The organism is Zobellella endophytica (assembly GCF_003012775.1).
Lineage (GTDB): Bacteria > Pseudomonadota > Gammaproteobacteria > Enterobacterales > Aeromonadaceae > Oceanimonas > Oceanimonas endophytica.
Genome location: NZ_PXYG01000004.1, coordinates 184,814 through 201,115, shown reverse-complemented (window position 1 = coordinate 201,115; position 16,302 = coordinate 184,814). Strand labels below are relative to the sequence as shown.

At 55.9% G+C, this 16,302-nt stretch carries 12 protein-coding genes; 3 read left to right on the top strand and 9 right to left on the bottom strand.

Going from position 1 to position 16,302, the window contains the following annotated elements:
• Complete coding sequence (locus tag C7H85_RS11430) at positions 1-1,320, top strand: hemolysin family protein (protein ID WP_106729830.1); 1,320 nt, start codon at positions 1-3, stop codon at positions 1,318-1,320.
• A gap of 17 nt (positions 1,321-1,337) precedes the next feature.
• On the opposite strand, the gene C7H85_RS11425 is transcribed toward C7H85_RS11430, so the two are convergent.
• The 4 genes from C7H85_RS11425 to betC form a co-directional block, all read right to left on the bottom strand.
• Positions 1,338-1,829 carry a TIGR00645 family protein gene (locus C7H85_RS11425; RefSeq protein ID WP_106729829.1) on the bottom strand — a complete coding sequence of 164 codons (492 nt, stop codon included), beginning with the start codon at positions 1,827-1,829 and terminating at the stop codon, positions 1,338-1,340.
• A 230-nt stretch (positions 1,830-2,059) separates the two neighbouring features.
• The gene (gene betT / locus C7H85_RS11420; protein WP_106729828.1) at positions 2,060-4,078 is read right to left on the bottom strand and encodes a choline BCCT transporter BetT; all 2,019 of its coding nucleotides are present in this window, start codon (positions 4,076-4,078) and stop codon (positions 2,060-2,062) included.
• Between the two features lie 12 nt (positions 4,079-4,090).
• Positions 4,091-5,728, bottom strand: a complete 1,638-nt coding sequence (locus tag C7H85_RS11415; RefSeq protein WP_210433633.1) for a SulP family inorganic anion transporter — start codon at positions 5,726-5,728, stop codon at positions 4,091-4,093.
• Positions 5,725-7,257, bottom strand: coding sequence for a choline-sulfatase (betC, locus tag C7H85_RS11410; protein WP_106729826.1), 1,533 nt, complete (start codon positions 7,255-7,257; stop codon positions 5,725-5,727). Before betC ends, C7H85_RS11415 begins: the two co-directional genes overlap by 4 nt.
• A 275-nt stretch (positions 7,258-7,532) precedes the next feature.
• Between betC and C7H85_RS11405 the strand changes: the two genes are divergently transcribed.
• Positions 7,533-8,456, top strand: a complete 924-nt coding sequence (locus tag C7H85_RS11405) for a LysR substrate-binding domain-containing protein (RefSeq protein WP_106729825.1) — start codon at positions 7,533-7,535, stop codon at positions 8,454-8,456.
• A gap of 152 nt (positions 8,457-8,608) precedes the next feature.
• Here the strand turns inward: C7H85_RS11405 and C7H85_RS20365 are convergent, their stop codons facing one another.
• A complete protein-coding gene (locus C7H85_RS20365) occupies positions 8,609-8,746 on the bottom strand; it encodes a hypothetical protein (protein ID WP_245879658.1) in 138 nt (45 codons plus the stop codon).
• 17 nt (positions 8,747-8,763) lie between these two features.
• Here C7H85_RS20365 and C7H85_RS19810 point away from each other — a divergent pair, with 17 nt between their 5' ends.
• Complete coding sequence (locus C7H85_RS19810) at positions 8,764-9,111, top strand: hypothetical protein (protein WP_168388254.1); 348 nt, start codon at positions 8,764-8,766, stop codon at positions 9,109-9,111.
• Between the two features lie 10 nt (positions 9,112-9,121).
• Here the strand turns inward: C7H85_RS19810 and C7H85_RS19575 are convergent, their stop codons facing one another.
• The 4 genes from C7H85_RS19575 to C7H85_RS11385 are packed head-to-tail and all read right to left on the bottom strand — an operon-like array spanning position 9,122 to position 16,296.
• Positions 9,122-10,291, bottom strand: a complete 1,170-nt coding sequence (locus C7H85_RS19575; protein WP_146140451.1) for a hypothetical protein — start codon at positions 10,289-10,291, stop codon at positions 9,122-9,124.
• Positions 10,292-10,295: 4 nt separating this feature from the next.
• Complete coding sequence (locus C7H85_RS11395; RefSeq protein WP_106729823.1) at positions 10,296-11,051, bottom strand: M48 family metallopeptidase; 756 nt, start codon at positions 11,049-11,051, stop codon at positions 10,296-10,298.
• 2 nt (positions 11,052-11,053) lie between these two features.
• A complete protein-coding gene (locus C7H85_RS11390; protein WP_106729822.1) occupies positions 11,054-14,344 on the bottom strand; it encodes a type I restriction endonuclease subunit R in 3,291 nt (1,096 codons plus the stop codon).
• Between the two features lie 53 nt (positions 14,345-14,397).
• On the bottom strand, positions 14,398-16,296 hold the full coding sequence (locus C7H85_RS11385; protein WP_106729821.1) for an ATP-dependent nuclease: 1,899 nt from the start codon (positions 16,294-16,296) through the stop codon (positions 14,398-14,400).
• Positions 16,297-16,302: the final 6 nt, after the last annotated feature.

The window sequence follows — 16,302 nt, the reverse complement described above, 5'->3', positions numbered from 1 at the left end:
ATGGAATTCGTTCTGTTAATCGCCCTGATCCTGTGCAACGGCCTCTTCGCCATGGCGGAGATCGCCCTGGTCACCGCCCGCAAGAGCCGGCTGCAACGGCTGGCCGACGAGGGCGACCGGGCGGCGGCGGTGGCGGTACGCCTCGGCCGGGAGCCGACCCGGTTTCTGTCCACCGTGCAGATCGGCATCACCGCCATCGGCCTGCTCAACGGCATAGTGGGGGAAGCGGCCCTGGCCGGTCCCCTCGCCGGGCTGTTGCGGGAGGCCGGCCTGAGCCCGGGCGCCAGCGCCATCGCGGCCACCGTGATGGTGGTGGCCGGCATCACCTATGTCTCCATCGTCGTCGGCGAACTGGTGCCCAAGCGGCTCGCCCAGTTCAATGCCGAGGGCATCGCCCGGCGCGTGGCCCGGCCCGTGTCCTGGCTGGCGCAGCTGTCGCGCCCCTTCGTCTGGCTGCTGTCCGTCTCCACCGACGGCCTGCTGCGGCTGCTCGGCCAGCAGGCGCCGGGCGGCAGCCACCTGACCGAGGAAGACATCGACGCCATGCTGGTGGAAGGCTCCCTCAGCGGGGTGATCGAACCCTATGAACACGACATGGTGCGCAAGATTTTCCGCCTCGACGACCGACGGATCATCTCGCTGATGACGCCACGCAGCGACATCGTCTTCCTGGACATCGACCATCCCCGGGAGCTGATGCTGGCGCGGGTCAACGACGCCGAACATTCCTGCTTCCCGGTGTGCCGGGGCGGCATCCAGGAGGTGCTGGGCGTGGTCACCGCCAAGCAGTTGCTGCGCCAGCAGCTCAGTACCTCGCCGCCGGCGCTGGGCGAGCTGCTGCAACCCGCGGTATTCGTGCCCGAATCCCAGACCGGCATGCAGCTGCTGGCGCAGTTCCGCCGCTCCGGCATCCGCATGGTATTCGTGGTGGATGAATACGGCGACGTCCTGGGGCTGGTGACCCAGCAGGATCTGCTGGAAGCCCTGGCGGGGGAATTTCACTCGCCGGAGCCCGGGGAGTTCTGGGCCGTGCAACGGGACGACGGCTCCTGGCTGCTGGACGGCCTGCTTCCCGTGCACGAGCTGCAGGACCGGCTCGGCCTGAAGCGGCTGCCGGGAGACGGACACGGCCGCTACCACACCCTGGGCGGCATGCTGCTGTGGCTGTGGGGGCGCATTCCCGGCACCGGCGAGCACCTGGACTGGGAGGGCTGGCGGCTGGAAGTGGTGGATCTCGACGGCAACCGCATCGACAAGGTGCTGGCCAGCCCGCTGGCCGACGCCGGCGGGCAGGCGCCGGCCGGCGACGAGACGCCCTGAGCCGGGCGGCGCGGGCGTTATTTGCTGCGGGTGATCTTGTCCAGGTAGCCCATGGCGAAGGCCGACAGCACGAAGGTGATATGGATCAGCAGGTACCACTTGATCTTGTCGTTGGGGATATTCTCGGTGTTCATGAAAATTTTCAGCAGGTGGATGGAGGAGATCGCCACTATGGAGGCCGCCACCTTGTTTTTCAGCGAGCCGGCGTCGAGCTTGCCCAGCCAGCCCAGCTTGTCGTCGCTCTCTTCCACGTCCAGCCGGGACACGAAGTTTTCGTAGCCGGAGAACATCACCATCACGATCAGGCCGCCCACCAGGGCGATGTCGATCAGCGACAGGGTGACCAGGATCAGATCCACTTCCTTCATCGCCAGGATATTGGGCAGGATATGCAGGATTTCCTGGAAGAACTTGATGCCCAGCGCCACCAGCACCAGGCTCAGCCCCAGGTAGATCGGCGCCATGATCCAGCGCGACGAATACATCAGTTTTTCAAACAGTCTTTCCATTGTTCTTTTTTCTCTCAAAAACGACCGGTTGTGCCGGAGCGGGGCGGAAGATGCTGTAGCTTACCACCGCAGCCTCCCAGCACGACGCCGGATGCCGCCTTCCCGGCATGACGGGGGCACATAACAACGATTCCTCCCCCGGTAACGCACTACCCGGGGAGGAATCGTCATTATTATTGATGAAAAACCATGACTCTACTACCGGTACCCTTGCCCGGCGCATCACCCGCTCAGGCGGTGCTCCCTCCCCTCAAGGGTCCCTGGTAAGGGGCAGCGCCGGCCTTCCGCTTTCGCTCGACGAATGTCTGCAGATAGTGCTGGTATTCGTTCAGCACGTCATGCACCACCTGCAGCCGGGTGTAACCGTTGAGGTTCTGCCCTGCCCCGTTTTCGGTCAGGAACACGTCGAGCCGCAGATAATAGTCGTCATCCGCGGGCAGGAAACTCGGCGGCGGCACCCGCCGCGGGCGGATGCCGTAGACAAAGCTGGGCGCCCCCTCGAAGTCAACCTGCAAGACCGGGCAACGCAGTGAGGAATCCTTTACCTCCTGTTCGATAATGTGGGCCGGATGGCCGCGGCTCGTCAGTTCTTCGGCCAGCTCGGCCAGGGCCGGTCGAATGGCGTGGCGCAGCGTGGCTTCCGCACCGCTCAGGGTCAGGCCATCCAGGGTTCGATCCAGCCGCTCGCGCCAGTCGCTGGCGACCACCTGCTGGCGGGCTTCGGCCTTGCCGGTTTCGAGCTTCAGCGAACGATACATGGCGAACATGGTCAGGAAGATCACCACCGAAAACGGCAAGGCGGTGATCACCACGGCGCTCTGCAGGGTACGCAGTCCTCCGGCGATCAGCAGGGCAAGGGTAATCAGGCCGATGAGCGCCGCCCAGAATATCCGCAGCCGGGCGGGCGCGTCGTGGTTCACGTCGCGCAGCACATAGGTGAAGTTGGACAACACCAGGGCGCCGGAGTCGGCCGAGGTGACGAAGAAGACGATGCTCAACAGCAGCACCAGGCTGGCGGTAAGGCCGACCCAGGGCAGTTGCTCGAGGAAGGTATAGATGGTGGCCGGCGGTGTGTTCAGGGCCTGCTCCCCCAACTCGACCAGCCCCTGCTCGACCATGTCGATGCCGCTGTTGCCGAATACGGACATCATCACCATCACGAAGATCAGCGGGATGAACAGGGCACCGGCGACGAATTCACGGATGGTGCGACCACGGGAGATGCGCGCCAGGAACAGACCGACGAAGGGCGCCCAGGCGATCCACCAGCCCCAGAAGAACACCGTCCAGCCGCTGAACCAGCCCTGGGCCTCGGGCGTGTAGGCGTAAGTATCGAAGCTCTTGCCGACCAGGGCGGCCATGTAGTCGCCAGTGTTCATCACCAGGGCATTGAGCAGCTTGAGGGTATCGCCCTGGATCAGCACGAACAGCACCAGGCCGGCGACCAGCAGCAGGTTGAGCTCCGACAGCCGGCGAATGCCCCGCCCGACGCCGCTGACCACCGACAGGGTCGCCAGGGTCACCACCAGCACGATCAGCATGATCTGGGCGGGCAGCCCTTCCGGTATGCCGAACAGGTAGGTCAGGCCATAGTTCATCTGCATCACGCCGATGCCGAGCGCGGTGGCGATACCGAACACCGTGGCCAGCACGGCGGTGATGTCCACGGCATCGCCGATGGGACCATAGATGCGCTTGCCCAGCAACGGGTAGAGGGTCGAGCGAATCGCCAGCGGCAATTGATGGCGATAACTGAAATAGGCCAGGGCCATGCCCATCAGCACGTAGAGCCCCCATCCCGATATGCCCCAGTGCATGAAGGTCTGCACTATGGCCCGGCGCTGGGCCTCGGGGCTTCCTCCCTCGCCGAGCGGCGGATTCAGGTAGTGGGTCAGCGGCTCGGAAATCACGAAGAACAGGATGGCGCCGCCGAGTCCGGCGGCGAACAGCATGGCCGACCATGACAGCAGCGAGAACTCCGGTCGTGAGTCATCGGGGCCGAGGCGGATCTTGCCGAAGCGCGAGACCCCGATCATCACCACGAACACCAGATAGGCGGCGACCGCCAGCATGTAGTACCAGCCGAAGGTGCTCCCTATCCAGTCCAGCCCGGCATTGAAGAACGCCGTGGCGTGATCGGTGAAGGCGATCGCATAGATCAGAAAGACCAGAATGCCGGCCACCGAACCGTGGAAAACGCGCCGATTCAGGCCGTTACTCTGCTCATGTTCAACTGTTTTGTATAGCATGGGAAATCCCTCTCAGATTCCTATCGTCACCGGTCTGTCGCGGCAATCATCGCCGTCGACAAGATGGGCCCGTTGTAAACGGGCCATGACGTCGGGTTTGGTCCAAACCAAGTACAGTTTCCCACCCCGGCCATGGCAACGTCTGGCCTGGTGCCGGAGCAGATGAATACCGCTCAAGTCGATAAAGTTGATGCCCGCCGCCAGGATCACCAGATTCGGTTGGTCACAACGCTCGAGTCGTTGGGCAACCGAGTCACAGGCGCCGAAAAACAGCGAACCGTCGATCCGGACGACATCACAGCATGGCTCCTCCAGGGCCTGCTGAATCTCCAGGGGGGCGGCTGACAGCATGCATTCCACCACCGGCGGCCGGGTGGTACGACGCAGGTAGAGTACCAACGAGGCCAGCACGCCGAAGTAAATGGCAAACTCCAGCGCCAGCAACAGGGTGCTGAAAAAGGTGATCGACAGCACCGCCGTTTCCGAGCGGCTGGTCTGCAGCGCTTCGCGGATCCCCTTGCGGTCGACCAGCCTCGCGGCCACCAGCAGCAACAGGCCGGCCATGGCCGGCATCGGCACATGATGCAGCAGGGGTGCGGCCAGCAGCATGATGGGCACCAGGAACAGCGCGGCCAGCACCGCCGCCAGTGGCGAGCCGGCCCCGGCGCTGGCATTGAGCCCCGAACGGGTGAACGATCCCGAGGAGACATAACCGGAAAAAAAGGCACCACCTATGTTGGACAGCCCCTGCCCGATAAACTCCTGGTTGCTGTTCAGCCGCTCGCCCGAACGCAGAGCGAAAGCCCGCGCGATCGCCGTGGCCTCGACCAGCCCCAGCAACCCCAGGGCGATGGCGCCGGGAACCAGTGACCGTAGCGAATCGGGTGAAAAATCCGGCATCGAGAGCGGCGGCAGCCCCGCCGGTACCGCGGCGATACGCGGGATCAGGGCGTGCTGTGGGTCGAGCCAGGCGGCCAACAGCGAGGCGGCCAGCAGTACCAGCAGCATGCCCGGCCAGCGCGGCAGCCAACGCTGGAATGCCAGGCAGGCCGCGACCGTGAAGCCGGCGATCAGCACGGCGTCTAACCGAACATCGCCCAAGCGTGGCCAGAGGTCGAGAACACCGACGTGCTCCTCGAACACCAGCCCCAACGCATGGGGAAGCTGGCTGATGGCGATGATCAGGGCGGCACCGGCGGTGAAGCCCATCACCACCGAATGCGAGACGAGATTGACCAGCGCCCCCAGCCGCGCCAGGCCCAGCAGCAACTGGAAGACCCCGGCGAGAAAGGTCAGCGTCAGCGCCAGGATGATGAAGTCGCCGCTGCCCGCCCCGGCAAAGGGTTTCAGGGTCGCGAACAGGGCAATCGACAGTGCCGCCGTCGGCCCGCTGATCATTTGCCGCGAGGAGCCGAACAAGGCGGCCAGCACGGCCGGGACCATGGCGGTGTAAAGGCCGTACTCCGGCGGCAGCCCGGCCAGCAAGGCATAGGCCACCCCCTGGGGCACGACCAGCACGGCACCGGTCAGGCCGGCGATGGCATCACCGCGCAGCGAGCGCGAGTTCTGCTGCGGCAGCCAGCCGAGAAACGGCAACCAGCGCTGCAGCCTGGCCGGTGGCCGGCGGGTGTCGGTCGGCGACGTCATCATGACCGGTCGGTGGACACGACCGGGAAGCGCGCACGTCGCTCCAGATCGTCCAGATCGATGGTGTTGCGCATGTACTGGATGCTGGCATCGAACACCGGCTGGTGATCCCAGGCCGTGACCTTGCCCTTCATCAGGGCACGAGCGACCAGCTTGCGGCGCCGCTGGCTGGCAATGACATCATGGTACAGCCGCCCATAGTCCCAGCGGCGGGTAACCTCGTTGCGGAACTCCTGGCACAGCCCCTGGTGGGCGGGATCCGCGGCCAGATTGTTGAGCTCCAGCGGATCGGCCTCGAGATCGAACAACTGGTCGGGATCCGGGGCGGTGTGGACAAACTTGTAGCGCCCGCGGCGGATCATCAGCAAGGGGGCGATGGCGCCTTCGCCGAGGTATTCGCCGATCACCTCGTCGTGGCCGCCGTTGCCGGTCAGGTGCGGCAGCAGGCTGCGACCGTCGACGGGGACGGCGTAGTCCGGTGCGACACCGTCGCGGGCGAGCTCGGCAAAAGTGGGCAGCAGATCCATGGTCGACACCGACTCGGCAACGCGCCGCGGGGCGAAGCGACCGGGGGCGTGGACCAGCATCGGCACCCGGGCCGAGTCCTCGAACCAGCTCATCTTGTACCAGAGGCCGCGCTCGCCGAGCATGTCGCCGTGGTCGCCGGAGAAGACGATGATGGTATCCTCCTCCAGGCCGCATTCCTTCAGCGTGGCCAGTACCTCACCGATGCGATCGTCCACGTAGCTGATGGCGCCGTAATAGGCATGGCGCGCGTTGCGGATCTGCTCGTCACCGAGGGTCTCCTCATTGAGCTGATAGACATGGCGCAGCCGCTCTGAGTGGGGATCCGACTGCTTCCGTGAATAAGGCACCCGGGGCATGTCGATGTCGTCGTGGTTGTAGCGATCCCAGTATTGCTGCGGGATGGTGTAGGGATCGTGCGGGTGGGTCAGCGAGACCGTCAGGCAGAAGGGGCGCCGCTCGCCGTTGCGTACGTAGTCGTAGAGAAAGCGCCTGGCGCGAAAGGTGACCTCGTCGTCGAAGTCGAGCTGGTTGGAGCGTACGCAGGGGCCGGCCTGGGTGACCGAGGACATGTTGTGGTAGTAGCTCGGCCGCTCGTCGAAGTTCTCCCAGTCGACCACCCAGCCGTAATCCGCCGGGTAGATGTCGGTGGTCAGGCGCTCTTCGAAACCATGCAACTGATCCGGGCCGCAGAAGTGCATCTTGCCGGAGAGGGCGGTGGTGTAGCCGGCATCGCGCAGGTAGTGGGCGAAGGTCGGGGTATCGGCCGCAAAATCGGCGGCGTTGTCGTAGCCGCCGATACGCGACGGCAGTTGGCCGGACATCAGGGTGAAGCGCGACGGCGCGCACAGCGGGCTGTTGCAGTAGGCCGAGTCGAAGACCACCCCTTCGGCTGCCAGGCGCGACAGGTGTGGCGTCTTGACCAGGGGGTGGCCGTAAATGGGCAGGGCCGAGGCCGTCATCTGGTCGGCCATCAGGAACAGGATGTTGGGTTGCTTGGCGGTCACGCAGGGATCCTCCCGGGGTAGTTACGACGATAGGTGTCGGGTCCTGCCGTCAGTCTCCCTCCAGCTTCCGGGGTCTGTAAACTCGTTGATTTTTTATACTTCTCATTAGCCAGACTAATGTCGCATCGAGGTAAGACAGGGTCGCCCATCGGGCGATAAGCTGCTATTACTGCTTGTACACTCGAAAGTCACCAGAAGGCCATTAGCCGGGTTAATACCGAAGCCGGGCCTGTCCGCCGCTGGCCCTCTGCGTGCCTATTCATGGAGCGATCAGGATGGTGACCTTACTGGGCGGGGTGGTGTCGCCCAACAGCCTGCGCGTCTTCGAGACGGCGGCTCGACATTTGAGCTTTACCCTGGCGGCCAGGGAGCTGCGCTCGACCCAGTCGGCGGTCAGCCAGCATATCCGCACCCTGGAAGAACAGCTGGGCCTGCCCCTGTTCGAGCGCATTTATCGCGGCGTCCGGCTGACCGAGGCGGGGCAAGCCCTGTTTCTCAGCGTTCAGGACGGGTTCGCCACCATAGAGCGGACCCTGACGGCGCTGCTGCACCAGAACCAGCATCCCAGGGTCAATATCCTCACCGATTTCTCGTTCGCGGCGTACTGGCTGATGCCCCGGCTGCCGTCGTTCCGCCGGCAGTATCCCCATATCGATGTGCGCATCATGACCAGCCAGGGGCCACCCGACTGGCAGGACAGGGAGGTCGATGTCGCCATCGTATTTTGCGACGAGCGGGCCCTGACGTCGGTCCCGCTGTTGTTTCCCGAAGAGGTCTTTCCGGTCTGCAGCCCCGGCTTCCTGCAACAGCATGGTCCCCTGGACGAGCTCGAAAGGCTCTCGCAGATACCCCTGCTGGCGCTGGACACCCAGGGACAAAGCTGGCTGGACTGGGCCGAGTATTTCCGGCTGCTCGGTGGCACCGGCTACCTCGGCACCCCCGAACTGACGTTCAACAACTACACCCTGCTGATCCAGGCGGCCATCGCCGGACAGGGGGTCGGCATGGGGTGGAAGGGTCTGGTCGACCACCTGATCGAGGGCGGCATGCTGGTTGGGCTGGAGTCACTGAGCCTGCGGACGCGGCGGGGCTACGGCCTGATCGACGTCCGGCCCGAGGTGACCGGCGAGGCCAAGCGCATGCTGCTGGAGTGGATACTGTCTTGCCGTGCCCAGGAACAAGCGTCGCCGCCTGTCTGAACGCCAGCCGTCAAGGCGGTTGGCCGCCAGCGCCTCATGTGTACTGACAATAAAGTCTGTACACTAATGACCAAAGCGACAATAAAGTTTGTACACTAACTCATAAGCCACTGAAATTTAAATAGATATTTCAGTGGCTTAGCTGAAACCTACTATGATTCTATCAAGTCAGGTAGCAATGAAGCAGGATCACACTCCAGCGTCAGAGCAAGCTGATACAGCTTTTCCACGGTAATGTTAACCTCTCCCCTCTCAATCAGACCCATATAGCTCCCGCCTGCACCACACATCAGAGCAAAGCGGTCCTGTGACAACCCTTTGGCCTTTCTCTGCTCACGGATCTTTGCCCCCAGCGCTCTCGCCAGTTCTTGCATACTTTGGAGAGCTGGAATGCTATCAAACACTAATGAAAGACTTACCCTGCATAAAAGAGAAAATTGAAATAAAATACAGAAAAACCCAAGAAGAGAACTTAAAGCTAGTGGGAATGCTTTGTGCAACAAACAAGTTTATAGGGAAGTTAAGTGTACTACACAAAAAATTTAAGAGTGACATTACACTAAAAATAAACCTGCTTTGGATTGGCTTTCAAATTAAAACACTCGACTGGTCACAAAGCAGGAATGTAATTATAAAAAATAAAATAGCACAATAGCCAACCACCCTTAACCACCAGTTTTTATTGAGCGAGCTGCAGAGATCAATTTTCCCTTCATTATCAACTTATAATTAGATATACTACCATATATCTCTTCTATATTTTTAACATTGTCAATACTTCTATAAACAAAATTTTCTCCTTTAAGAACACCCAACCTCTCATAAGCGAAGTGGACTTTAGCCTCCAAAGAATTCACATAATCATCACACATATTATCTCTTTTTACCTTATATTTATGCACCGCCTTCACATGAACATTCAATGGACAGCCAATGTAATCAAACATATTCTCTTGAACACATGAAGAACAGTCTCTAACCTTAGATTTCATTAGCTCATGAAAAACACCAAAAAAATTAAACTCAAGAGCGGTAAAGTTTTCAGCCATATATCTATCAGGAAAATCCGAACTGTAATATTTATTTGAAAAAACAAGATTCAAATTTTTAAGTATGTAAGCCCTTTGACTAAATGACGTTAAGGTATCACTATCACTTTTAGATAAAGCTCCATAGGTAACAGGTGAGTTAAAGCCATCTGGGTAGTAAGCCTGCGAGCGAAAGAAATAAGAAGCAAGCTCTCTTTTTGCGCATGGGGAAAGTGAAAAACTCATACTAGGAGAACTATAAAGAAGAGAACCCACTTCTGACTCACCAGAAAAACATTCAATGGATGCTAAGCTAGACCAATCTGCACTTAAAATATGCCTGACACACTTTAACGTTTTTCTTAAATTCAAGCCCACGGGAAGTTCATTGATCTCACAACCGTGAATATCACACTTGGAAGAATTATACCAGGACGACTTAAAACAAGAGAACCCGACTTCACTTATTTGTCTATTAATACATTCCTTGCAATACTTAATATTATAGAAAGGGCCACCTCGATCCTCTTTCTTCTTACTAAAAAAAAGTTCAACCCCGGCTATTGACCAACCAAACCTATCGGACACAAAATCAAATTTTTCACCAACGCAAAAAAGTTCATCATAAAGTCTAATTAAATGACGGAAGCCCAAGCCTTCATAAAATCGATAGTGATCATTATCTATAATTCTATGACATCTCCAGCGACCATTAAAAAACAACAAGCGGAAGTCACTCTCACCCATCATAGATAAAGTTCTGAATATATAGCTTTGTAGCAACTCACCATCTTGTGGCTGAGTCAATCCATTAATTATCATTAGTAAAAAGTGCCGCTTTATCGTCAAGTTTTGTTTTTATATTCTCCCATTTGGGCATCACCTGGCCCATCAGTCGGTAAAAACGCTCGCTATGATTGTGCTCGGCCAGGTGGCAAAGCTCATGCAGAATCACGTAATCAACGCATTCACGCGGGGCCTTAACCAGGTGCGGGTTAAGGGTAATTCTGCCCTGAGGCGAGCAACTGCCCCACTGGGTCTGCATGGTGAGAATACGCAGGGGCGGGCGCTCCGCTACCCACAGCGCCTGGGGCAACAGGGCATCGAGCCGGCGGTTAAACACTTCCCTGGCCCGGGTCTTGTACCAGGCGTTCAGCACGGCTTTTACCCTGTCAGGCTCAGAAGCTCGCACCGAGGCCTCCAGGCGGCCCCGCAGCAGCTTTACGCCCTGAGGCTGGTCAGCGTCGACCACCACCTTCAGCAGGTGCTGTTTGCCCAGATAGTAATGGCTTTCACCACTGATATAACGGCGCGGCGTTATGTGCTCCTGCTGCTGGCGAAAGTCCCGCAGTTGCTCATGAATCCACCGGGCACGTTGCTTCACCGCCGCCGTCACGGCGTCATCATGAGTGCCTTCCGGTGCCGAGACCACCACCCGGCAATCCGGGTGTACCTTAATGAGTACCTTGTCACTGCCTTGCCGCCGTTTCACCCGCTCAAAGGTAATGCGCTCGTCACCGTACCAGAAACCAAGGGTGCGGCCCTGTTCATGAATGGGCACATTCATACTCAGCTCAGCCCCACCCGGGTGATCTGCACCACCATTTCCACCATATTGCGGGCCTGATCCATGCCGCCGCCCACCGCCTTGCACTCCTTAAACAGGCGCGGCAACAGCTGCTTGCGGATCTCCGCCTCAATATTTTGCGGATTGATGGAGTGCTCGGCCACGGCAGCGGTGACGATGTCATCCAGCTCAAAGGCAAGCGTTACCCACTTGTTCTGCACCTGGTCATCCGTCATGGCAAAGACGGCGGGCAGCGTCTTTTTGAACACGCCGAAATAGGCCTGGGCATGGCGGTTGCCGGCAAAGGCATCGGGTAGCTCATCCAGCCGGCGATCCTGCACCTGCTGTTCAAACTCCTGGAACAGCAGATATTGTTTCAGCGGGTGGTCAAAGAGCTTTTCTGCCTCGATAATGGCCTGACGCAGCAACCATGAAAACGCCTCCTGAGCATAAGGATCATCCCTCAGCTCTTGCTCAATCATCCGGGTCACCCGGGTTTTGATGATGTCGGTCTCGTTACGGGTTTTCTCTTCGGTCCAGTCCTGAGGCTGCTGTTGCTTGCCCATTTTGCCCACTTCATAGGCACCCTCGGGCTCTTTAACGTCCACGCCCACCACATGCTTGTCGAGCAACTTTTTCACCTGCTCGGCGTATTCGTCAAAGTCGATGCGCTCGCCTGCATCCTGCTGTACCAGTTGGCGCAGACTGGTGAACTGCTTGACCGTTTCCTTGTAGAGGCGGCGGTCATCTTCGGTAAAGCTTTTGTCTTCAAAAAAGGTGGCTGATTGCAGTGCAACCTTAAGGCAGCTGGCAAAGGCCGAGAGCGCGGCATAGAAGTCTTCACGCACCTTGAGGTGCACATCCACCAGCTCGCCGTCCCGCTCCTGCATATTGGGCACCAGCACCCGGCGCAACTGCTCAATATCGTTTTTGTTTTTCACGCCATCAAAAATGGCCCACAGCTGTTTATAAAGCTGGGGCAGCCGCTTGTATTCCGTGCTCATGGACTGATACAAACCATCAATGTCGTTAATGTCGTAACCGCCCTGAGTGCGGGATGCCAGGTCCTGATATTTGGCAATGGTGGTGTCCAATTCCGCCAGGATGCCGCGATAGTCGATAAGCAAACCAAACTTCTTTTTCGGGTGCAGCCGGTTCACCCGGGCAATGGCCTGGATCAGGTTGTGCTGCTTCAGCGGCTTGTCGATATAAAGTACGGTATTTTTGGGCTCGTCAAAACCGGTGAGCAGCTTGTCTACCACAATCAGCAGTTTGAGCTTGTCGTCCTTGTCGAACCGCTCCACCACATCCTTGGTGTAGGCCTGTTCGTCCTGGCTGCCCACGTTGTCCTTCCACCACTGGGCCACTTCCGGCATGGCCGACTCATCCACGGCAGTGTTGCCTTCCCGGGTGTCGGGCGGGCTCATCACCACCGCTGACTCAAACAGCCCGGCTTCATCCAGATACTTTTTATACTTGATGGCCGAGGCCTTGCTGTCGCAGGCCAGTTGGCCCTTCAGGCCTTCGTCGATGTTTTTGACAAAGTGATTGGCAATATCCAGTGCAATTAGCCGAATACGGTCATCGGCACCGTATACCTGGCCTTTTTTACCGAACTTGCGCTTGAGATCGGCCTTCTGCTGCTCGCTCAGGCCTTCGGTAATGCGATCAAACCAGCTGTCGATGGCCCGCTCGTTCACATCCAGGTCAGGAATACGCTCTTCATAGAGCAGCGGTGTTACCGTTTCGTCTTCCACCGCTCGCTGCATGGTGTAGGCATGCACAATGGGGCCGAACTTGTTGGTGGTTTTGTCATCCTGCAGCAGCGGAGTGCCGGTAAAGGCCACAAAGGCCGCCCTGGGCAGCGCCTGCCGCATTTTGATGTGGTTTTCGCCGCCCTGGCTGCGGTGCCCTTCGTCAATCAGCACAATGATATTGGGGCTGTCATTGTGGCATTCCGGACGCTTGGTGGCGCTGTTGAACTTTTGAATAAGAGAAAAGATGATGCGCTCTGTGCCCTGACCAATCTGCTCGGCCAGACGCTTGCCCGAGGTCGCCATGGCGTCGGCCTTGTCCTTTTTACCTTCCAGCTCTCCGCTCATCATAAAAGTTCTGCTCAGCTGGCTTTCCAGATCCACCCTGTCGGTAACCACCAGCAGCCGGCATTGTTTCAGCGCCTCGTGCAATATCAGCGCCCGACTTAAAAACACCATGGTGAACGACTTGCCGGAGCCGGTGGTATGCCAGACAACACCGCCTTCCCGGCCACCATCGGCCCGCTGGGTCTGAATGCGGTCAATCAGCCGCTTGATGCCAAACACCTGCTGATAGCGGGCCACAATTTTGCCGGCTTTTTTATCAAACAGAATGAAGTAACGGATCATCTCCAGCAGGCGATTCGGGCTCAGCAGGCTGATCAGTAATTTATCCTGCCCGGTAATGGCCAGCTCGCCACCGGCAATCAGGCTCTGATACCAGTCCAGATCCTTTGCCGGACGATGACTGAACAGCGTTTGTAGCTGAGTGGCAGACAAGGCACGGTTCTTTAAAGCCTGCATGGCTGCATCGGTAATGTCTTCTTCCCGCCAGGCGGCCCAGAACTTTTTCGGTGTGCCGCAGGTGCCATAACGACCTTCGTTGCCGTTAATCGACAGCAACAGCTGGCTGTAGGAAAATAACAGGGGAATTTCATCGGGCCGCTGATTACGCAGGCTTTGGGAAATGCCTTCCTCCACGGTAGGGCCTTTGTTGCCATGGCCATCGGGCCGTTTGGCTTCAATCACTACCAGCGGAATGCCGTTCACAAAGCACACCAGATCGGGACGGCGCTTGTCTTGAAACGAAGAGCCTACGCCACCGGCACGGGTAACGGTGAACTCTTCGGTAAACACAAAGCTATTGTTGGCCGGGTTGTGCCAGTCAATCAGCGGTATGGTGGGGCTGACCTTTTTGCCATCCACAAACTCGGTGACGGCAATGCCGTACAGCAGATGGTTATAGAGCCTTTCATTGGCGGTAAGCAGGCCTTCGTTCAGCGCCGGGCTGCATACCTCGGCCACCAGATTATCAATGGCCTTGGCCGACAGCGTCCGCTTGGTTCCTGCAAGGGTATAGGTGCGTTTGGCCAGTTCCGCCCTCAGCAGGCCGTGCAGCACCACCTCATCGGCCTTGCCACCCCGGGCCGCCAGCGCCTGCTCCGGGTTAAGGAACGACCACCCCAGATTGGCAAGCAGTGCCATGGCCGGCAGCTTGGCGCTATATTCTTCCTGAAATTTGAATGTGTGCTTTGTCATTATTAACTCTTTCTGCTTGTTGGTGCCCAACAACATCCAACTTTACCGATTTATCAAATTTTACTCTCAGGTAAAACTCCAAGCTGCAACATCAGCCTTTTAAACGAAGAAAACAAATCATCCAGTGATTTAATGTAATCAAAATAGTTACTTAACAACTTGGATGCTACTTCATCGTCGTGATTTGACCCTCTCAAGAATAAAGATACCCCCATTTCACACTCTAAATCCATGACGAATTTTTTTATTAACGACTTCGACATTACTCTTTCAGGCTTGAATACGCCATCATCCTTCCAAGATCGAACAACATCAATAAAGTTAAGGTTATCAAATTCTGGTCTATTATTTTTCTGACCATTAAATTTAACCTCTATCTCTTTATTTAGAGAACTACTCATATCGTGAATATCACGCTCCAACTGCCTCATCCAATTATCTGTAAAAATAGAGACGCATTCAGTTCTAACATCAGGAATCAATGAACACAAGTAATCTTTAAGGATAATATTGTTTGAAAATAACACCGACTCTATACAGTAACCATCATGACTATAAGGAGTACAGCCTTTATTTCCTAACATCTCCTTAAGTCTTTTATCAATATCATTTGTAGAAAAGTCGCGATCGAAAACAACATGCCACTTTTTACCTTTAAGAAGTGACATCAGAGTTCTTCGGTTATATTCAATTTTTTGTGTTATATTGTCTTTCCCACGTAATGAAAGAAAAACAGAGTGTGAAGTACATCCAACCGGCTGAAATGTTTGCTTTAACTTTGAGTTAAGTTTTTTGATATACTCTGCATCATCTTCACCTTCAACAAATACTACATGTGTTGCATGATTCAACCGTTCAAGCGACATAATCACGCCACCTAAGGATTTTTTTATTATGTCAAAACCACTCGGGTTAATTGCTTCTAACTGACCGCTAATCTTCGATTCATCACTCAGGAAGAAAACTTCTCCATCTTCAGAGTTAGTGACAAACTGGTCATTATGACTAATCACAAAGAATTGATTATGATCAATCCCTCTTAGATGACTAAGCAGGCTTTGTTGTAACTTAGTATGGATGTGAGAATCAGGTTCATCTACTAATAATAACTTGAGAGGGGCATCAATAAACTCAATTGTCGATAGTATTTCGACAATTTGCAAAAAGCCACTCCCTTGCAAGTGGAGATCATAATACTTTGACCCATCGATTGAAACACCAAGCCGAATAAACTCATCCTTATCTTTCCTTGCAGGGCTAGGTATATCAAACTTTACTTTTTTATCAAGTATTTCAGAGATACTCCCTTCCAAATCAGAAATAGACCTTCTTTTGGATATTATTTTATTCCTCAGAACTTCGTGCGAAGAACCTTTTTGAATTTTCCTTTTTATTTGTGCTTCATTGTAATACGGTTCATACTGATGAACACCAGCTACAGGCCTTGTTTGGTAGATGAAAATCGCTTCATCTAAAAATTTTCCATCTCCACAGAAGGATGTAGCAAAGTTACTAAATTGCTTTTCTTCTATAGGTTGCACTCGAAAGAACGCATTCTCAATTGATGTTGGGCATGTTACTTTAAAACCGAGATCCCAAAATTCATCATCACCCTCTTCATTCTTTAACGTGAGCGTTATTTCAGAGCACTTACCTAACTCAGCGTCTTTGGGGTCATAGAAAAGGTCTTCATCACTGGTGATACGTAAAAAGTCTAGATCTTGGTAATTAACATATCTATTAGTTGACTTCTTGACCTTATAAAACCCTTTTCTGGAGGCGAGTATATATGTTTTGTAACATTTCTCCCAAAGGTGTATAGCTTCAAAAACAGTAGATTTACCCGCACTATTCTCTCCAATGACAATATTAAAATCTGGATTGGGAGTAATGCATATACTCTTAAATGCTTTGAAATTTCTTAGTTTTATTTTGCTAATTCTAAGTTTCATCTTTAT